This is a genomic window from Bacteroides sp., from assembly GCF_028690125.1.
In the GTDB taxonomy this organism is placed as follows: Bacteria; Bacteroidota; Bacteroidia; order Bacteroidales; family Bacteroidaceae; genus Bacteroides.
This window is the reverse complement of sequence record NZ_JAQVBV010000003.1, coordinates 55064-76538: the sequence shown is the minus strand read 5'-3', so window position 1 is coordinate 76538 and position 21475 is coordinate 55064. Positions and strand designations below refer to the sequence as shown.

Below are 21475 nucleotides of genomic sequence, written 5' to 3'. Positions count from 1 at the left end.
TATCACAAGTTTGATGCATAAATTAAAGAAGAGGATGTGCCAGCGCATTCTCTTCTTTTATATTCCATTTTCTTTCTATTCCATAAACCTATTCCATATCTACTCTTTACCTGCTTCACCAAGATTTAAAGTTTTGTTTATCAAATATTTATAGAGACAGCAAAAGGTGAATATGTATTTTTCACTCATTCACTATCTTCACCATAAAAACGTTCCAATAAACAATATTATAAAGAGAACACTTGTCTGTATTTTCATGCTAGTTGAATATAAAAATCATTATTATCTTTCAAATTAAGTTTTCTTATTATGACAGACAACTGAGGTCGGCTGATTAGATGACTATTATCAAATAATCAGACAACACAAGTTGGCTAATTAGACAATTACAATCGGCTTGCTATTTATCACTTGGAACCAAAAGTAATGAATCAGGTACAGAAAAGACAGGAAGGAAGATATTAGAGTATAGAAAGAAACATATAAAGAAGAACATAAAGGTGAAGAGAATGAAGGCGAAAGAAGAGTGAAAATCGACTATAGTCTCACCTCAATCGACAGATTAGCAATTAGTTACTACATGGCGAAGCTAATGAAGAGGATTATACCTTCTTGCGATGCGTAACTGCTCGTATCACGAACCAAATATGCCACATCACGGTACTAAACAAACCATAATGCTTTGCCATGATGCGGAATCGCTCTTTTAAAGAAGCTTTGTGATTCTGAGTCGTAAGCCCTTCCTCCAGATAATCAATAATAGTGAGATGAGTATTGTGCAAACTATGCGCTTTCTTCATGATACGTATACACCAATCAAAATCAGCAGAATAGCGATATTTCAGATCGTATGGCTCTACTAGAGTACACTTGGCAAAAAAGGCCTGATGACAAACCAGCATTCCCTGTTTAAAGCTTTTCCAAGTCAGCTTTTCAGGAGTAGATAACCGGCGCATATGCAGGAAATGCCTTTCGGTATCTACAATTGCTGTTTCACCATATAGAATGTCGGGAAGTTCGTTCCCATTCATCGTATGTACCATTTCTCGCAAGGTATCATCATCATGAAAACAATCTCCCGCATTAAGAAAACAAATGTAATCTCCGGTGGCAAGTGATATTCCCTTGTTCATGGCATCATACAATCCTTTGTCCGGCTCACTGATAACCGTATGTATCTGTGCACGGTATTTATCAATAATAGATAAAGTAGCATCCGTGGAAGCTCCGTCTACAATGATATATTCCACACGATGGTAAGTCTGCGAAATAACACTCTGAATCGTATCCTCCAATACTTTCCCGGCATTGTAGGTTACAGTGATAATCGAGAACTTAGGTGTTGGATGACCGTTATGCATACTTTCCAGTTATTTTGTTATAGATATCTGTGTATTTCTTAGCTATAGCACTTTCAGAATAATTGGCAACAGCCTTCCGACAAGCCTGTTCAGAAAGTTCATCATATCCCGGTTCGGTCAGTATCCATTGAATACCGTTAGCAAAATCTTCTGAAGACTTATATTGTGCCAGATAACCATTGTGCAGATGATCAATCATTTCAGGAATACCACCGATATTGAATCCTACGCAAGGCACGCCGCACGCCATTGCTTCCATAATCATATTGGGAAGATTTTCTTCAAGAGAAGGGGTAACGAAAATATCCACTGCATTGTATATATCAACCAGCTCATGCTCATTTTTAATGTAAGGGAGTGGATAAACCCGGAAAGGGAGCAAGCTCTGTAGTTCTTGTGACTGGTTGCCAAATACAACTACCCCCAATGACTCTTTCCATTCCGGATGTTTCTCTACCAATATTTTGCACGATTCAATCAGGTAATCAATCCCTTTCCGTTTATCTGTGATCTTAACGGAGCCAAATAACATCAATTTACGGTCTTGAGGAAGCCGGCATTTGCTACGGGCTTCTTGCATATTCCGAGGTTTGAACAGATTGGTATTAATAGGATTCGGAATAGATGTAACAGTCTGACCGGAGAATAATGCACTGGTTTTAGCTCTTTTCTCCAACCACCTGCTGCAAGCTACAAAAGTGATAGAAGCGGTGCTATATATTTCTTTCTTTTTTCGGAAGATACGGGTGGATAAATCTTTCTTTCTGCCTCCTTCACAGATGAAAGGGCAGTGGTGACATTCTGTTTCATAGTTCACACACTCGCGTGAATGATGGCAAATACCCGTGCAAGGCCACATATCGTGCATTGTCCAGACTACCGGTTTGCCAGATTCCAGTATTTTACGAATATTCTTGAGTGACAACATCCCTTGGTTGATCCAATGTAAATGGATAACATCCGCTTGTTGGAATTCGGGAAGAGAAGTAATGTCTGTCCCGGTATTAGCTATATCTACAGCAAATAGATTGTTCTTCTTAAAACAATTGGCTTTCCAGATGACAACGCGTTCCCAAATAAATTTCCATACATGCATCCAGTTACGCTTTAGGCCGACAACACTGATTTGATCAGTTTGCTTGTCGCGTACTAACATTTTTGCTTTAATGCCGTTGTTCTTCAACGACTCCGTCAGGCGACTGGCAGCGACAGCAGCCCCACCTATTCGCTCGGAAGTATTGATAATCAGTATTCTCATGCCCTATCATTTACTATCGTGGAAAAGAAACTTTTTGCAAAAGTATGTATTTCTCGGCAAACCGCTTCTTTTTAAGCACCAAAATCTCCTTTTAATGTTCGTTTTAAGCGTCGAATAGCCTTTGCCATGAAACAATTGGTGCGGTGATAATAACGGGCAAAGGAATTGCGCGCCTGCTGATTTTCCTCTATCGGATGCAGATGTTCTACAGGTAGTGGTTCGAGCCAAAGAGAGGATCGGTATAAATTTCCACCTCCACAATTGGTGCCACTTCCATCGAATCCGTCGTTTTGTACCAGCGACCGACCGACATTCAAAGAAAGGATATTATTCAGAAACAAACTTGCATTCCAGCGAATTGCCCAGGAATTGTTCTTCCCTTCGATTTGACGACGTAACATCCGGGTGAATGGGTAATTACCATTGAAATCGAAGTTATATGTGAGCTTTCGTTCTTCCATTTCTTTCAATAGTGCTTCTCCGTCGGGATTGAAGTATTTCCAAGCTCTATCCCAGGTTGCCCAGCCCCAACTTCCGGTAAACTTGATAAGGAAAGTATCCGGTAAAGAAGAATCATTGGTGAAATCGCAAGCTTGAATGTGTCCGACACGTGGTTCGTCTTTATAAGTTTCGAGTGCATCATTCATGAACTGCAAAAAATAAGGCGCCACAATCAGATCGTCTTCCAATACGATGACACGACCAAAACGATTCACTTGTGTAGTAACTCCGTCGATGATGTTGCGGGCTAATCCCCAATTCTCACTCCGTTCGATGATAGTAACGGATGCAAAGCCTGTTATTTGACGGACAAAACTACGGGTTTCTTCTACCGCGTTCTGATCCGCATCCGTTTTAGCGGCATCGGAGTAGATATACAAAGGACTTTCAGCCGCCATCTCATTTCTTAACAAGGAAGTGATGGTTTGCTGTGTATGAACGGGGCGATTGTATACGAATAACAAAACAGGTGCTTTAGTCATAACTTATTCATTTATAATCAATAACGAATTCCGCAAGGATACATTACTAAAGGGTTTTCAACTACCTGGTAGTAGTGGACCAACTACCCAGTAGTAATTGAGCAACTACTACTGGGTAATTGAGTCATTACTACTAGGTAGTTTGGGTACTTACCTATAGTCCGTTATAGGGTTGTTATTTATTTATAATTTCAATCATTGTGAATCTTAATTTATCTATGATTAAGTACTTGTTCATCATTAGAATCTATTATTTTCCAATTTACACCTCATACTTAATTTCTTTGATTGCCTCTTTCAGTGCTTCGAGATAGGACAAGCCAAACTTTAAATCCGGCTCTATGTAATTCCCTTCCGCCCATTCGTTCCATGACTTGAGGAATACCAGACGTTTGTCCGCAGGTTTATCTACTACATTGGAGAAGGATTCAAGCACGTGCTTCTTAAACTTCTCTGGAGTGGAATGGACCAGAATATGCCCCATGCGTCCTGAACGCGGAGAATGATCCCAATTAGGGATAATGGTGGGATAACAATCCGTTTCCCGATCTTCACTGCCCGAAAAGAATTTGGCCGCTTTGGCATATTCAACGATACGTCCTCTTTTGAAAACGATGCGCATGATTTTCATGTGTATCTTCTCAAAGATAGAATAGTCCTGTTTAAAGAATTCGAATAGTCTGACGATATTCACAGCATCAAATCCCATATCTTTCAATGTCTGTACATCTCCGGCGTTATTTGTCTGACCGATAAAGTGGATACCTTTCAATCCATTATCACGGGCAAGTTTCTGCCATAACTGGATAAAACGTTTCGCATCAGGAAGGCTGAACGGTGCATATACCATAAATACAGGTTTATCATCGACCCGTATATAGCGATGATCTTTAAATGCAGGGAGCAAATAGTTAAAGTGAGCTGTTTCATCGGCTTCTCCGGGATATAGTTGCTCCATCAACATTTTGTGTGTACCTTCCTTACTGAATTGTTTGTCTTCCCAACTATGATTAGCCCAGGAAAGACAGAAGGGAAAGTCCGGCTGTCCGGAAGCAAGTACCTCTTGAAAAGGACGTTGAAGAAGTTGGCGACCATTACCAAACCAATAATGCCAGTAACAAAATCCCTCCACTCCGTACTTTCTTGCCATTTCTGCTTGTTCGATGCGAGTTTCGGATACTCGCAAGTCATAGTATCCCAAGTCTGCCGGAACCCGTGGCTGATAGTGTCCACGAAATAATGGCTTTGCCTTGCCTACATTGGTCCATTCCGTAAATCCTTTTCCCCACCATTGGTCGTTCTCAGGCGTGGGATGGAATTGCGGCAAATAAAATGCAATGACACGAATTTCCTTCTCTTCCATATTCTTTATATTTTGATCCATTCATCGGGCATGACGTTTACGAGGTTCTCCGTCCGTGAAAACATCTTGGGACAGACTACTATTTTCTCCTCGTTCCTGTTCAGCCATGCACCCCACCAACTGAATGTACTATTAGCGATAATATGATGCCGGCAGTGTGACATGAGACACATATCCTGCCAAGAATCAGTTTTTGTATTCCAATTCACGTAAACCGTATTTTGGGGAAGTTCCAGATTCTCCTTTACCCATTGTATATCATCAGAGAATACATAGAATCGCGCATTATCGGTTTTTCCCTTAATTAAATTAATCGCTTCACGGTAATAAGCCGTGTTGCAGATATCGAAATATTGTGGATTTTTCAGATAATCGCCCCGGCGTACATGAATAGATATACTGTCAGTCCCGGTTTGCGAAAGTTCTTCCAACAGCCCGGCAGATTTGGGAGATAGTTTCCCAAAATCGAATGAGAAGCATTTGCGTACCTCTTCTTTTACGGGTAAGAACCATTTCTCGGACATCCAACCTCCCCAATATACCTTGTAGTTTCTTTTCCAGATATATGACTGTGCGCCTTGATAAGGTATTTCGGGCTTATCCATACATAATCCCAGATGAAGCGCATAGAGTAGCTTTAACGTATATCTGCCGAATATACCCGTGAAGGTCTGTTTCTTGCTTAGATAATATAGCTTTCTGTACATTCTCATCACGATCCGATCGCTCTTCTTTTCGGATAGAGGGAGCGAGAATATCCTATCTATTTCCAGTCCGTTGTGGTCACAACGTCTGGCAAGCAGATAAGTAGTTATTCCGGCTTTGGGATAGGTCCTTTTCAACGCCAGATAAAAAGCGTAGTCGAACATCTGGTTTCCCAACCCGTTTTGTATGGCAACAATCTGTTTCATGATCTTAAATAATAAGTGGAATGTTCGAAAGATGGGCAGCAAGTATAGAGTAACTACTACGATAAGAACCGTATATCTTCTGAGTAGATTTCAATGCATACATTTCTGTAATCGCTTCAATAATCCCCTCACTCGTTGAACGTTCCGCTTTATAGGGCGAAGTGATAATACGTTCTTTGAATTGCTCTTTCAGTATCGCTTTGTCTTCTTCCGAGTCGGTAGCCACATAGAAGGCAACCTCCGGATGCAGTCTGATTTCCTTTTCCATGTTTTCAATGAAAAAAGTGAGAGGGCTATGCTGAATAGAAGCGATATTGTCCGTCCGCCTGATATGAATTCCGACAGTATAGTCGGGGAAGTCTTTTATGCGTTCCATAATCCGGCCCTGTATCTGTTCATTAGGTTCAACGGCTTTCAGCATATCGGGAGTATCATAAAACTTTGCCAAATGAATGAGATAGATAAACTTCCCTTTTTTAAAATCGTTGAAGATGTCCTTCGGATCTTTATATCTGTAGATATCCTTTTCATAAATACGATAATCGTAAGCTATCATTTGCCAGAGAATAGGAAACCAAAAGTTCCTACGTCGGGGTTTATCGAGCATCAGGTAATCATACCATTTACCGTCTTTTATTTCCACATTTTCGATTGCAGGGGAAAGTTTGAATAGAGAATGGAAATCAGCTCCCATACCCCAATCCTTGAACCACACTATCTTTAACGGGATGGTGTGTGCCTGACAATATGCTATGGCAGAAGTGATTGCGTATATTCTGTTAGCAAGTCCTCCGATGGGAATTAAAGTTAGTTTATCCATGTGTCTTTTATTTTTTAAAACGTCCGGAGAGGTATTTAATGCTCTCTTTAAAAATGGCTACTTTGCTAAACCACATGATAAGTGAATAGATAGTGATGGCCAGTCCTATTTTTGCAATCAGCATGAGATAGATATTGCTGATTTCTATCGTTATATAGTAAGTGGCTATCATAGTAGCAGCCGCAATTCCGGCAAAAGGTACGGTGTCTTTCAGTGCGTTCCACAGACTGAGACGTATCTCTTGCCATATAAAATATTGCCATACACCGAGCCAGATGACGTTAAGGGCGACAAACATCATCAACATGACATGAATACCGTATGGATAGGCAAGTAACATGATAATAAGTTGCAGGATACACAACAAGATTGAGTTCCACATAAATATATTAGGCTTCCCATTGCTGAGAATCAGTCTGGAATACAAAGAAATAACAGGCATAAACGCTCCCCATACACAAAGAATTTGCAGAATAGGGACACATGACAGCCACTTATCGGTAATGGTAATAATAATAAATTCTTTGGCTATCAATGCCAGACCAAACATGGCAGGAAAAGAAAGGAAAGAAGTGAAACGTAACATTTTACGAAATACGTTTTGTTGTCGTCCCGGATCGTCGGCAACTTCTCTCAGAACAGGTTGCGCCACACTGCTTATCATTCCATCTATAGCACTATATCCCATATAATTCCATTTACTGGATTGTGTATAGTTACCCACTTCCGCTTTGGTGTAAAATGCACCAAGTATGGTTGATACCAGATTGTTATTAATCTGCTGGAATATGCTTGTAACGAGTATTTTACTGCTGAATCCGAAAATCCCTTTTAATGGGCGAAAATCAATATGGAAAGTCGGTCTCCAAGGCGAAAAGTACCAATACCAAAGATTAATGACAGCAATGTATACCAGATTTTGTGTTGCTATACCCCAATACGACATTCCATTGTATGCCATGATGATTCCTATCGTACCGGATATAACGAGCGCAGGTAATTGTGCCATTGCTCTCTGCTTTATCATCAAGTTGCGAAGAAAATAGGCATTGTGGACAACGGAGGTGCTTGACATCAGAAAGCCTAGAAACACATAGCGGGAAAGCGGTATAAGCTCGGGAGCCTTGAAAAAGTCGGCAATAAGCGGAGCACAGAAAAAGAATATGATATAAATGGTTGTTCCAATGCTTAAACTGCACCAGAAAACAGCATTGTAGTCTTCTTGGGTAACGTGTCGTTTATTGACTAAAGCTGTTACAAATCCACTGTCCTGAAGCGTACTGGCTATGGCGATAAAGATAGCGAGCACCCCGTACATTCCATAATCGGTACTGTCCAGTAAACGGGCAATAACAATTCCGAAGAGGGCACTCAGCAGTTGCTGTAGTCCACTGCTGAATCCTCCCCATAATATTCCTTTTGCTGCTTTCTGCTTCAGTGACTGTTCCGGCATGCGCTTATTTTACTTCGCTACCCGGTTTTACTTCACGCCCCGGCATGATCACCGCCAGACTACCGTCATTGTTTTCAGCACTTAGAATCATGCCTTCGCTGACAATGCCTTTCAGTTTGCGTGGAGCCAAGTTAGCAATGAAGCAAACTTGCTTGCCGACCAATTCTTCCGGTTGGTAGTGTTTGGCAATACCCGAAACGATGGTACGTGTTTCCAGTCCGTCGTCTATCTTGAATTGTAACAGTTTGTCTGCTTTTGGCACTTTTTGGCATTCAAGAATAGTCCCCACACGGATATCCAGCTTCATGAAGTCATCAAACTCGATGTTCGGACGGATTGGGTTTGCTTTATAATTCGCTTCTTCGTTTGCTTTCTTCGTATCAAGTAATCTTTGTACCTGAGCTTCGATCGTTGCATCTTCAATCTTCTCGAACAGTAATTCCGGTTGATTTAATTGATGACCTTCCGGAAGCAAATCGCTTCGTCCCAGCTCTGCCCAATCGAAATTATTCATATTCAGCATCCGACGAAGCTTTTCCGAACTAAACGGCAGGAATGGTTCGAAGGCAATAGCCAGGTTGGCTACCAATTGAAGAGCAATATTCAAGATGGTTCCTACACGCTCCATATCTGTCTTGGCTAATTTCCAAGGTTCAGTATCAGCGAGGTATTTATTACCAATACGCGCCAGATTCATCGCTTCTTTTTGTGCATCACGGAATTTGAAAACATCGAGTAGTTTCTCAACCTCTGCTTTTACATCAGCAAATTCCTTCAGTGTATCTTTGTCATAATCTGTCAGTTCGCCACAAGTTGGGACTTTCCCATCAAAGTATTTTTGAGTCAGTACCATAGCACGATTTACGAAGTTCCCATAAACGGCTACCAACTCGTTATTATTGCGTGCTTGGAAGTCTTTCCAAGTAAAATCGTTGTCTTTGGTTTCCGGTGCATTGGCAGTTAGTACATAACGGAGCACATCTTGTTTACCGGGAAAATCAATCAGGTATTCGTGCAACCATACTGCCCAGTTTCGTGAAGTTGAGATTTTGTCACCTTCCAGATTCAGGAATTCATTGCTTGGTACATTGTCAGGCAAGATATAGCTACCTTCTGCTTTCAGCATAGCAGGAAATACGATACAATGGAACACGATATTATCTTTTCCGATAAAATGAACCAGGCGGGTTTCGGGATCTTTCCACCAGGTTTCCCAGCTATCCGGCAGAAGCTCTTTCGTGTTGGAGATATAACCGATAGGAGCATCGAACCATACATACAGTACTTTACCTTCCGCACCTTCTACAGGAACAGGAATACCCCATTCAAGGTCACGACTTACGGCACGTGGTTGCAACCCCATATCAAGCCAGCTTTTGCACTGTCCATATACGTTCGGACGCCATTCTTTATGATTTTCCAGAATCCATTGGCGTAACCATCCTTCATGCTTGTCGAGAGGAAGATACCAATGCTTGGTTTCTTTCATTACCGGTTTGCTGCCACTGATGGCACTTTTCGGATTAATCAGATCTGTCGGTGATAAAGAAGTACCGCATTTTTCGCATTGATCACCATAAGCACCCTCTGCGTGGCAGTGAGGACATTCTCCGGTAATATAGCGGTCGGCAAGAAACTGGTGAGCCTCTTCATCGTAATATTGCTCGGAAGTTTTTTCGATAAATTCTCCTTTATTGTAGAGTGTTTTGAAGAAATCGGAAGCCAGTTGGTGATGGGTAGGCGAAGTCGTCCGGCTATATATGTCGAATGAGATGCCGAAATCTTTGAATGACTGTTTAATCAGCGAATGATAACGGTCTACTACATCTTGCGGAGTGACCCCTTCTTTTTTTGCACGGATGGTGATAGGTACTCCATGTTCGTCCGAACCTCCGATAAACAATACATCTTCTTTTTTCAGTCGCAAATAGCGTACATAGATGTCCGCAGGTACATATACGCCTGCCAAATGACCAATGTGGACAGGTCCGTTCGCATACGGCAACGCCGATGTGACGGTGGTTCTTTTGAATTTATTTTCCATTATATAGTGTGTATTTTGTTACTCTCTGCAATACTTGCCTTTATAATAATGTGCAAAGATAAGGAAAATCTGACATCATTAAACGTCTTCGAAGGGAAGAATACTTCTTTACCTCCGAAATAAATCTTATATTTAAAGGAAGAAGAGTTTTAATTGGAAGTTTCGAATATAAATCCGGAAGTTCTAAATATATATACGAATATTCTGATTATATATTCAAAGTTTTCGGTCATAGTTTGGGCTTAATAAAAAATATGTTTTTTATTAAGGCAAAAGAGTTTTCTACAAATAGTCGGAAAGTTTTCTATTAAATAAAAGAGGATGTCTGGTAAACCACAGACATCCTCTTTCTATAAATTTAAATTATGTTATATCGCAAACATGATCTACCACAGAATAGCTTGATCTTTATCCGGTATCAATGTATTAACTTGACGTTGCATAGACATATTACCGGTAACGCGATAAAGAATTGGATTAGCGGAATCCGAAGTAAAATCAGTAAAATAATAATTTAAATACATTGTTGTGGTTTCAAGTTCCAGATACGGTTTGGTATCGTGTTTCTTGAACTCTCTTCTATACCTGCATTCACCATAAGGTGCGATTTGTGCTTCATTAGCTACATCACCCGGTCTTAGATTAATGAGACCTGTGATTACTCCCGCATCATCCTTCACTCCTTCACCGAATTCAACGATAACTTTATATTTGCTACGATTTTCTTCTTCTTCCCACCATGTACCGGCATAGAAAAAGACAGATTTATCATCGACTACAAAAGCAGTACGGGTACTTGTGGTAGCTGGATCATTATTACTTTCTCCCAAATAGACATTCATACCTGTTGCGGAGTAAGTACCTGAATAATCATTAAAAAGATGTATATTAAGTAAAGCCTTATAAATTCCTTTACGGACATTCTGCATATAAGAAGGATCCTTCTCGATAGTTAGTGGAAGCACCCATTTCTCATTCAGATCCAATCCTTCCAGATGAAAGTCAATATTATACGATTGTACATCTGTTCCTGCTGGAATGTGACAGGTATTCCCCATAGGAAAAGAATAAAACTTTTCAGGCAATTGTCTATACCACAAATCCTTACGACTTAAGTATTTCTCTGTATTCAAAACTTCGAGTGTATCGTTATCCACTCCTATTTTTACATTGAAATCCCGTCCATTTGTTTGCGAACCACTAACAATTACCGGCAACTGGTAGGATCCGCTTCCGTCAGGTTGGTAACGCATATAAATATCAGATACACCATTGCTACCTATCGGTGCTTTGAATGAAATCATCTGACTAAATAATTCGTCTGTCCATTCGTCGTTACATGAACTAAATAAAGTACATGCACCCAATATGATTCCTAAAATATATACTTTTTTCATATTATATTACTTCATTATTTATGTTATATACCCTTAATCATAATCCTGCCATCCCGGGGCCTGGGTCATATTTTTGTTCCGTTGCAATTCATCATAATTCATAGGCCAGAAATACTGTTTCCTAGAGAATGCAGTTTGTATTCCTGTGACTCTGACCGGTGTATAAAATGCCTCCCTATGTGTTTTATCCATCATAATATTGCACCCATAAATTTGTGCTCCTTCATGTTCCGGGGCAATCTTCCAACGACGTACATCATAGTAACGCTGGCTTTCATTGAAGAATTCAATTTGGCGTTCATGCACGATCTTCTCAAAAAACGCATCACGATCAGCATATACATCATCTTCGTAATCAGGTACTCCGGCACGCATACGGACAGGTTTTATACCACGACGCATCTCCTCAACATCGCGACTAATGGTGTAGGTCTTACTTCCGTCCCATGAAGGTATTTCATAAGTTGTCGTCAAATTATTTAATGCTTCTGCATAAGAGACTAGTATATCCGCATAGCGAAGTGCCGGTTCTATTTTTTTCACAATGCTTCCTGAATATTTATCGCAATCTGCCGGATTGATATACTTTTTAATACCGATACCTGTAACCAGCCAACGTTCAGTACCGTTAGAACGTCCATCCGTATCACCACGATAATACCATACTTGTTTGTTTACTATCTCGGTAGAACCAGTTGCTGTAGCACTTTGGCAATACCATGTAGCACCGTTATAGCCTACAGAAGCATAAAAACGTGGTTCACGATTGGCATATCCTAACCAAACATTATTCTCCAGATTATCATAGGGATGAAGGTCTTTATTCGTACTGTTTGTAAAGCCTGTCAGACCTGTTTCGCGGTCGTATGGTTTTCCATCTGCCATATCATAAGCATCACATTGCTTCATAGTCATGGAGTGGATATTCCATCCTCCAATGGATTGAGGCATCTGATGTTTCGCCATATCGGCAACGTCACAAGCATCTACTAAATAATCTTTATCATATGCTGCATCATTTGTAACACGACCAAATATAATTTCCGGATTATTATACAAGTATACCTCACCATTAAACAATGTACGGTAAGAATCGAATGGATCGATGTCTGCCCATCCTTCAGGGAAATTCTTATCTGAGAACTTCTCATTATAAGGTGGTTTTACAGTTACCGGATTAGCGATATCACTAGATTTATCACGTCTAGGTAACGTGAACAGTTTGTACCACCCACCTTCTATCACGTCTCTTGCGGCTGCAGCAGCTTTCGCCCATTTAGATTCATCATATTCCTGCGGAATCAAGATGCGTCCAGTCTTATCCACAAAGTCAGCCATTTCTGTGTTTCCGTTTGCTAGTGGACTGGCCCCATAAAGATAGACTTTGGCACGTACTGCTAAAGCTGCTCCACGGGTAGGACGGGCAAGATTTAGGTTATCCCGTTTCTCCCGTAATTCTTTCGCTGCCTGTGCCATCTCTGAAGCAATAAAATCAACACATTCGTCATACGTATTACGCGGGTAACTCAATTCATCATAAGTCTTGGCATAATCAACACCTTCAGTTGGCATAAGAGGTATCGGACCAAATCTTCTAAGTAATATCCAATAAAAATAAGCTCGCAGGAAACGTGCCTGACCCTTCACATCCTGAATTTCCTCCTGAGTAAAGTCTTTGTTTATATCTACATTATTAATCAGGATAGATGCCTGAAGAATGGCGGCATACGACCATTTCCAAGTATTCTGATAATAGCCACTGTACCCATATCCATATCCAATTTCTCCAAGTTTATATGCTTTGTACCGACCATAGGTTTCACTAAAAACCTGATCATCCGCAAAATTCTGAGGAGCGAAACGAGTATGACCTATTTCAATATTGTCACCTAACAACCGACAATAACAATAAGACAGCCATTGCAAGGTATACAGATCATCTTCGAAAATCTTCTGTTCCGTTTGTACATCTCTGAAATGCTTATCTACACTCAGATAGTCGGAGCAGGAAGTGAAGGACAATTGGAAAGCGATAGCTATCGCTCCTAATAAAATATATATATTCTTCATAGTTCCTTTTTTTTATAAATTAATTGTCAATCCCAATGTATAGGTTCTAGACAAAGGATATTTTTCCCCTGTTCCACTTCCCATTTCTGGATCCCACAGTTTGAAACTGGAGAAAGTCAATAAGTTGGTTCCCATGAAATAGATACGCATTTTGTTTAAGAACAGACTTCTTGTCCAATTCTTAGGTAAAGTGTAACCGACTTCCAAGTTCTTCAAACGGAGATAGGAACCATCACGCATCCAGAAAGTAGAAGTACGGTAGTTGTTCGAATTACCTCCAAAGCTCAGACGTGGGTATTTTGCATTCGGATTTTCATTAGTACCCAGCGACCAATAATTATCAACTACATCAGTCAGAATATTACCCCAATACCCTGAAGTGAAAGGGTAAGAAGTTGCTCCGTACATAGTGAAAGAAGACTTTCCTGCTCCCTGGAAATGCAGATTGAAATCAAACCCTTTCCATTGAGCTGAGAGTCCGAATCCATAGATCAAGTTTGGTTTAGTTGTTGCACCGATAGGTACTCTATCATTATCGTCTATTTTTCCATCACCATTTACATCTTTGTACTTAATGTCACCCGGAGCCACATCCCCAAATGTCTGCTTAGGGCTGTTGCGGATATCATCATAGTCCACAAATAAACCTTTTGAAATTAATCCTCTTAGCTGGTCTACACGAAATCCTCTGTTACTTGAATAGCTATAATGGCTATATGCTTCATCGTATTCTTTAATTTCATTCTTGCTATAGGTCATATTGCCACGGAATGTAAGATTGACTTCTCCCAGCTTTTGACTGTAAGCGATATTACCATCGAAACCTTTTGATACTACAGATCCTATGTTAGCATAAGGGGAGTATTCCAACAAACCGGTACTGTAAGGTAAATGAGTACGTTGCATATAAATTCCGTCTCGGCGTTCATTAAAATAATCTATAGTACCGCTAAACTTATCATTGAACATGGAGAAATCGATACCAACGTCATGTTTCTTGGCTATTTCCCATGTAATACCTTCTGAGGCAAAATTTTGATATGTCAGTCCTTGATAGAAAGCACCAGGAGAGCTACTCGTGCCTAAGTCCCCATAATAATATCCATATTTATTCTCGTTTTTATATGTTGATAGATAAGGGAAACGAACCTTAGTGCCACCAGCCATTAAATTATCATTACCTACTTTACCGTATGAGTAACGTAGTTTGAACATATTCATCCACTTGAGATTCTTTTTAATAATAGGTTCCTCAGCAATGTTCCATGCAGCAGAATAAGCAGGGAAGAAACCAAATTGATGTCCGGTAGCAAAGTTCTCCGATCCATTGTAACCGAAATTGAAATCAACAAAATAACGATAGTTCCATCCGTAAGTAAAACGTCCGGCTAATCCTTGATGACGAACATCAATAGCTTGAATGGCAATTGCATTAAAATTCTCCGAAGTGTTAACGGTCTTGTCTTGTGTATATTTCATTACTCCACTTACCATATGGGCACCAAATGAACGATTATAGTGCAGTTCAGCTTCGAGATATTCCCTTCGGTCACCACTTGAGATTGGAACTATAAACATCATTTGCTCTTCATACTTCTTCTTAAACTCCAATGCCCCTTCAGAATTTCGTTGGCGTTCTGCCTGCCACATTTGAGGCCATTTCCTATGTATATTATTATTCCTCGTATTGGTATCATACCCAAACCGTCCGTAAAACTTCAATCCTTCAGTGATAAATTTCAGATCTTGTTCCAGATTAACAGTGGTTTGTATTTTGTTGCTCCAAGTTTCGTTATATCCCAATTGTGTAACCAATACCCATGGATTGATTTGGTTGTTTAGTGGTTTATCCTCGTAGTAGTCTGGTCCTTGTCCGGCCCAATATCCATTCTTATATCTCACAGGAGTCATAACTGGATTGTATGCTAATGTAGAAATCCAGATCTGATCGGCTGATCCTCCAGGTTGATTCTTCTTATCTAATGAACCTGATACTCCAACTTTAAGTAGAGTAGTCTTTGTCAGATTCAAGTCAATATTCATACGATAATTCCAGCGACGATAATTGGCATTGGTATTGTAATCTTTCAACCCATCATCGGTCTTATACATACCTCCTTCGTCTACATAACTGGCAGAAACAAAATAACGCGCTGTAGTACCACCACCACTTAAATCAACCGTTGCACGATAAATAGGCGCACCTTTCTTAAGAATCATGTTCATCCAGTCTATGTTTGGAAAGAGTTCAGGGTCAAGCTGATTCTCGATAAGGTTAAGATCATCCTCCGAATATGCTGCAGGCAAGTTACGAGTCGTTAGGGCTTCGTTCAACATTGAGGCATAAGTCAAACCGTCTACAAATTCAGGTGTTTGAGTGCGGGTGCTGTATGAGGCTTCTACTTTAGCATTAACTTTCGTCTTTCCTTCTTTTCCTCGTTTAGTTGTAATCAATATAACGCCGTTAGCACCACGAGAACCATAAATAGCTGTCGCAGAAGCATCTTTCAATACAGAGAAGTCTTGAATATCTTCTACATTGATATCACTCAGTTCACGTTCGAATCCATCAACCAACACTAAAGCACTCGATCCACCACCAAACGTGGAAATACCACGAATCCAGAATTCGGAAATGTTTTCACCCGGCTGTCCTGAAGTTTGACGCGCCATAATTCCCGGAACAGTACCTGCTAATGCATTTGTAATGCTCGAAGAAGGAGTTTTTAACTGAGACACATCAACTGTTGTTACTGCACCTGTCACTGTAATTTTCTTCTGTGCCCCGGTACCTGTAATGGTTACTTCATCCAATACATTGGCCTCACTCTCTTTCATAATAACGTTAATCACAGTTTTGTCCTTCACAATCAATTCTTGAGGATCAAAACCAACATAGGAGAATACCAAATAAGAGTAGTTTGGAACTTTTATTTTGTATTTACCATTAATATCAGTCATAGTACCAAATCCGGGGTTGTTCTTCACTGTAACATTCACACCGATAAGAGGCTCTTTATTTATGTCAGTAACAGTACCCGTTACTTCTACCTGCTGTTGTTCTTGAGCATAGGAGGCACTGATACTTCCTACCACCAACAAGAATAGAAAAAATATTTTCTTCATATTAATATGTGTTTTATAGTATTACTCAGTCCTTAAATAACGAATGCACTTATTTCCCTCATCACCAATATAAAAGGTTTCTTCCTCTTCGTCGTAGGTTATAGAGCGAGGACCATTAAAGCGAGCTTCCATCAGTGGATCGCCTTCAACATAACCGGTATATTTGCTATCTACCGTATAATTACTACGTCCTGCAACAATGGAAGCAATTCCGTCTGGAGTGACTTTCCAGATACAATGTCCCTTTTGATCTGCAAAATAGAAATCATAGTAATCATCACCATAAGTCTGATCTTTCACATATTGCGGATTTTTCACAAATGTACCACTCCAGATATTTCCAAAACGGGCCAATGATCCAGTTCCTTCAGCAAGAAGTTTTTCATTATTGTATGCAGATTGTCCTGCGACAGTTGTCGGAGTCAAAAGTACTTTTGCCACAGGATCATACATACTTTTCCAGATGATACCACTATAAATACCAAATACGTAGACGTATTTTCCATCAGGATGGGCCTTCATCTTTATCTGTCGGCCACCAATACCCTCGAGAGATTGGAAACTGAAACAAGAAAATGCTCTGGTATCGATGTTCGGTATTCCACCATTACGTACCATTTTCATAATACGTCCTCCTGGATAAGTTGTATAAAAGACTGTTCCATCGGGCATATAGACAACACCGTAAGCGCACGCTTGGTAGTTGTATGGACGGAATTTAGTAAAGTTTTCTGTGCGTAATGCATAGAAAAGATTAGCCATTGTGATATCTCCTAAATTACCCTTACCATTATCATCGGCAATCAACAAAGTATCACCATCAGTAGAAAATGTAAAACACTGTTGCTTATTACCTCGAACACCAGTAGAAAGTGTTCTTACCTCTTTTTTAGTAAGGTTAATCGTACGAAGGCCTTCACTTCCTTTTTGAAAGTTACTGGTAAAGATTATTTTATCCCCCCCAGCCGGTTTGGGATCGAACACCATCCAGTCACTACATGGAAGCCCGGCACCATCAGCAAAAGCACCGTCCTGGAACGGTGCTGATCCGGTACTAGCATTATAATTTCTTAATAATGTTCCTACTACTTTTTTGGGAATGTAAGTAAAGCGTTCCTCAAATGCATATTCTACTACAGCATTACCATTTTTGTCATCGATGACTACTTTAATGTCACCATCATAGGCACGTGGTGGTAGCATACAAAAGATTTTCGAACCGTTCGATCCGATAACTGGTGTTTTTTGTCCGCCTACAGTAACATGAATCTTAGACTCATCCGTACCAAAATTTGATCCGGTAATGTACATTCGGGTTCGCACACCACCCTCTTTAGGAGTGAAGTCTGCAAATTCCGTTGGTTTTGATGGATCGACCGGTGTAGTCACCCACGTCCCCGGCGCAACATCATCACTACCACAACTAGCTAAAAACATACTACACATTGCAAATGTGTGAAGCAGGTGTTTATCCATAAATTAAACAATTAAAAGGTTAATAAAAAGGTATATTATATATATATCATAATGATTACATTAAAAATATCGGCTATCTTAGTATATAAGATAAACTAAATAGACTTATATTTAACTTGTCAATTAAATATTCTATTCTTTCTCCAATCTTATTTGTTTTAAATGAACATCCACACTAACATTGTTTTTTTTCTTTGATTGAGTAGCTTCCGGCATATTGTAAGGCTGTTTTTCTTGCCAACATGACATAAGGCAAATTATGTAAACTTGATTTTGAAAAATCAAAGCTGTGCATAACAAGACTTAATCTACGAATTATATGTAAATTAAATATTTCTAAGAATTTGACGAATATTGGATTTAATTTGTATACAACGAATATGGATTTTAAAAGTTTTGCTACTTTTAAAATCATGAATATTACGGATAGATGTGACTTTTTCATAATAATATTCTTTTTAAAAAAAATTCGGCTAACAAATCGTTTTATTTCATTTCTATTGTTGCTACAAAAATAGAACAAAAAATATATAAATCAAAAGAAAAATCGTTTTTTTTCGTTTTTGCAATACTTTATTTATAAAACAAAAGAAATAAAGCTTGATAATGTTGCTTTTTAGACACTATTCACAGATACAAAATAAGTAAAGAAAGATTGGACTGAATACAAAAAACAAATTAAAAAATACAATATTTTATTCATTTTAGCGTTATAGAAGAAAAACTGTTTTTTTCGCGCCACTTAATAACATTTATTTCAGCAGAATGATATTTTTTAAGCTTTCGCAATAATGCTTAAAACGAAACCCTTAATAAAACAAGCCTCTATGTGCAGCGATGTCACAGTTACAAGAGATCAAGTATAAATCTTTGCTAGTACTCAAAAAAGGTATGAAGACCTCGAATTCAGATCATTAAACTATAGTATCGTGATTATAAGGATATAATTAACTAATTCATCAAAAAACTACATATACAGAATGCTCATCTCATACAGACAACCTTACCTTATAATTACGTGATATTTTATAATAAAGTATGCATCGCCCTTTCATGAATGATATTATATCTATTAATACCTAATCGTACGCTATTGAAATTAAGTCTACTTCTTTTTCTAACTATTACAGCACTTCATATAATGAAAGTAATAAATATATTAATGTATAGTCATTTGTTCCAGATACAAAGGGTCAAATAATGAAGTATGACAATAAAATAAGTAATAGATCAATTTTATAGTATTATGTATTTTCTATCAATAAATTATCTTATGCATCTTCTAAACAGTTCTTTTACTCCTTTTAGATTATTTTCTAAATAGTATTATTACTTCTTAGATCAATTAATTTAGAAAATTGGACTTTTTCCTCTATTTTTCTATATTTAGTTCTGATTAAATTACTGCAAAATAAGCACAAAACACTCTTCTAATTCAAACTTTTTCTAATTTATCAAAAAGAGATTTCGATTACAACAATCACGCTTCGCAAAGTTTACCTATATACATAAGCACCACATAAACAATACATTATGCTCTATTATGCGTTACTTTCTTTTTTCAAAATCAAGTTTACATAATTTGCCTTATACTAAGTATGATATAAAAATAAGTCTCAATATGTCGGGAGTTCGTTGTTAAAGACTGAAAGTTTATGTCTGCAGGAAAACGAAAAACTATTGAATAAATTAAATATGAGTCTCATTCAACTAGCAAGCAAGTTAAGATAGTTGCTGTTTTTTAAGTATTGTGAGATAGAAATAGATATTAAATACACCTTTTTTATTAACCTTTTAATTGTTTAATTTATGAATAAACATCTGATTGTAGCACTTACATGCTGTTTATTAGTCGGTTGTAAAGATGAAAATGATCTTAGCGAGTTTGATCCATCGCAACCGGTAGTTTTTACAGATTTTACCCCTAAACAAGGTCCGGTGCGTACCCGAATGTATATCATGGGTAGTAATTTTGGAAAAGATCTTTCCAAAATACATATAAGCGTAGGCGGACAAGCAGCCATGACCATTGGCTCGGATGGCAAGAAACTCTATTGCATGGTTCCCAAACGTGCTTATGACGGTAATGTGACTGTTCGAATTGACGGTAAAAACGGCGAAACTGTAGCAGATTATACATTCGAAGAACCGTTCAACTATGAAGCCAGAACTGTTGTAGGAACTTTGCTTCGTAAAGTAGACGAGGATGGTAATTCAGCTTTTCAAGATGGCTCTTTCGACGGCGAAGGATCGTGTCCTTCTAATGACTGGATGGTGTTTGATCCTAAGCCATCGGAAGGTGGTGACCAAATACTATTCTCATGTAACTATTATGATGGTTTTCGTGAATTGAATCTGACTCAACGCTATGTAAAACGGCTTTTCCCGAGAACACAGTATGCCAAAATGGTATCTTTCACTTTTACAGCCGACGGTGATACGTTGCTGTTCCCTGATGATAATGGACATGGAGCGGACAATACAGCTCCTAATATATATTATGCTTTACGTAGTGAGCAATTCCGCAAAATACGTGCTTACAACTATGGATACTGTAGCTATGGTTGCGTTTCAATGAAAGATGGTTCGATATTTTATTCATCTTGGAATGATGGAGCTATTTATAAGATGCAGCGCACTAATGACATACTACCCAATATAGATGTTAAGCCAGTAAAATGTTTTACATTAACAGCTATCGGTGGTGGTTCAGCACACACAAGATTGTTACTACATCCATCAGAAAAATACATGTATGTATTTGCACCTCAAAGAGGAGCAATTATGAGATCTGACTACAACAAAGAAACTAAATTATTTGATACACCAAGAGTGATAGCCGGTTCTCTCAGTTCAAAAGGATGCACAGAAGGAGTCGGTAACGTAGCTAGATTTGAAGAACCATGGGCGGGTATATTCGTGAAAAATAAAGAGTATGAAGAAGCTGGAAAGGAAGAGCACTATGATTTCTATTTCAGTGATGACGTAAATCACTGCATTTGGAAATTGACTCCGGAAGGCGTAGCTACTATGGTAGCCGGACGAAGTAACTATAATGCGGACAAAAAATATACGGGCTATGTAGATGGAGCTCCACTTACGGAAGCGCGTTTTAACCGACCTACTTCCTTGGCTTACGATGCTGAGCAGGAAATCTTCTATATTGGTGATATCAACAACAAGGGAATTCGTTACTTAACTACAGAATAATAC

General features: G+C 39.0%; 13 protein-coding genes. 1 reads left to right on the top strand and 12 read right to left on the bottom strand.

Translation table 11 applies throughout. The features are described from left to right. Positions 1–602: 602 nt before the first annotated feature. The 12 genes from PHO71_RS03190 to PHO71_RS03135 form a co-directional block, all read right to left on the bottom strand. Positions 603–1361, bottom strand: a complete 759-nt coding sequence (locus PHO71_RS03190) for a glycosyltransferase family 2 protein (RefSeq protein ID WP_300198814.1) — start codon at positions 1359–1361, stop codon at positions 603–605. After that, complete coding sequence (locus PHO71_RS03185; RefSeq protein WP_300198811.1) at positions 1354–2619, bottom strand: glycosyltransferase family 4 protein; 1266 nt, start codon at positions 2617–2619, stop codon at positions 1354–1356. Before PHO71_RS03185 ends, PHO71_RS03190 begins: the two co-directional genes overlap by 8 nt. A gap of 71 nt (positions 2620–2690) precedes the next feature. Next, complete coding sequence (locus tag PHO71_RS03180) at positions 2691–3602, bottom strand: glycosyltransferase (RefSeq protein ID WP_300198808.1); 912 nt, start codon at positions 3600–3602, stop codon at positions 2691–2693. A 262-nt stretch (positions 3603–3864) separates the two neighbouring features. Beyond that, on the bottom strand, positions 3865–4965 hold the full coding sequence (locus PHO71_RS03175; protein WP_300198805.1) for a glycoside hydrolase family 99-like domain-containing protein: 1101 nt from the start codon (positions 4963–4965) through the stop codon (positions 3865–3867). 5 nt (positions 4966–4970) lie between these two features. After that, on the bottom strand, positions 4971–5876 hold the full coding sequence (locus PHO71_RS03170; RefSeq protein ID WP_300198802.1) for an alpha-1,2-fucosyltransferase: 906 nt from the start codon (positions 5874–5876) through the stop codon (positions 4971–4973). A gap of 4 nt (positions 5877–5880) precedes the next feature. Further along, a complete protein-coding gene (locus PHO71_RS03165; protein ID WP_300198799.1) occupies positions 5881–6696 on the bottom strand; it encodes a hypothetical protein in 816 nt (271 codons plus the stop codon). 7 nt (positions 6697–6703) lie between these two features. Beyond that, a complete protein-coding gene (locus tag PHO71_RS03160) occupies positions 6704–8149 on the bottom strand; it encodes a lipopolysaccharide biosynthesis protein (RefSeq protein ID WP_300198796.1) in 1446 nt (481 codons plus the stop codon). A gap of 4 nt (positions 8150–8153) precedes the next feature. After that, positions 8154–10193, bottom strand: coding sequence for a methionine--tRNA ligase (metG, locus tag PHO71_RS03155; protein WP_300198793.1), 2040 nt, complete (start codon positions 10191–10193; stop codon positions 8154–8156). Between the two features lie 386 nt (positions 10194–10579). Beyond that, positions 10580–11590 (bottom strand): DUF4973 domain-containing protein, encoded by a 1011-nt coding sequence (locus PHO71_RS03150; RefSeq protein WP_300198790.1) that lies wholly within the window; start codon positions 11588–11590, stop codon positions 10580–10582. A gap of 33 nt (positions 11591–11623) precedes the next feature. Beyond that, positions 11624–13660, bottom strand: a complete 2037-nt coding sequence (locus PHO71_RS03145) for a RagB/SusD family nutrient uptake outer membrane protein (RefSeq protein ID WP_300198787.1) — start codon at positions 13658–13660, stop codon at positions 11624–11626. Between the two features lie 12 nt (positions 13661–13672). Continuing rightward, positions 13673–16786 carry a TonB-dependent receptor gene (locus tag PHO71_RS03140; protein ID WP_300198784.1) on the bottom strand — a complete coding sequence of 1038 codons (3114 nt, stop codon included), beginning with the start codon at positions 16784–16786 and terminating at the stop codon, positions 13673–13675. Between the two features lie 21 nt (positions 16787–16807). Beyond that, entirely contained in the window at positions 16808–18262 is a 1455-nt protein-coding gene (locus PHO71_RS03135; RefSeq protein WP_300198781.1) for an IPT/TIG domain-containing protein, read from the bottom strand. 1809 nt (positions 18263–20071) lie between these two features. Between PHO71_RS03135 and PHO71_RS03130 the strand changes: the two genes are divergently transcribed. Then, positions 20072–21472 (top strand): IPT/TIG domain-containing protein, encoded by a 1401-nt coding sequence (locus PHO71_RS03130; RefSeq protein ID WP_300198778.1) that lies wholly within the window; start codon positions 20072–20074, stop codon positions 21470–21472. The last annotated feature ends 3 nt before the right edge of the window (positions 21473–21475 follow it).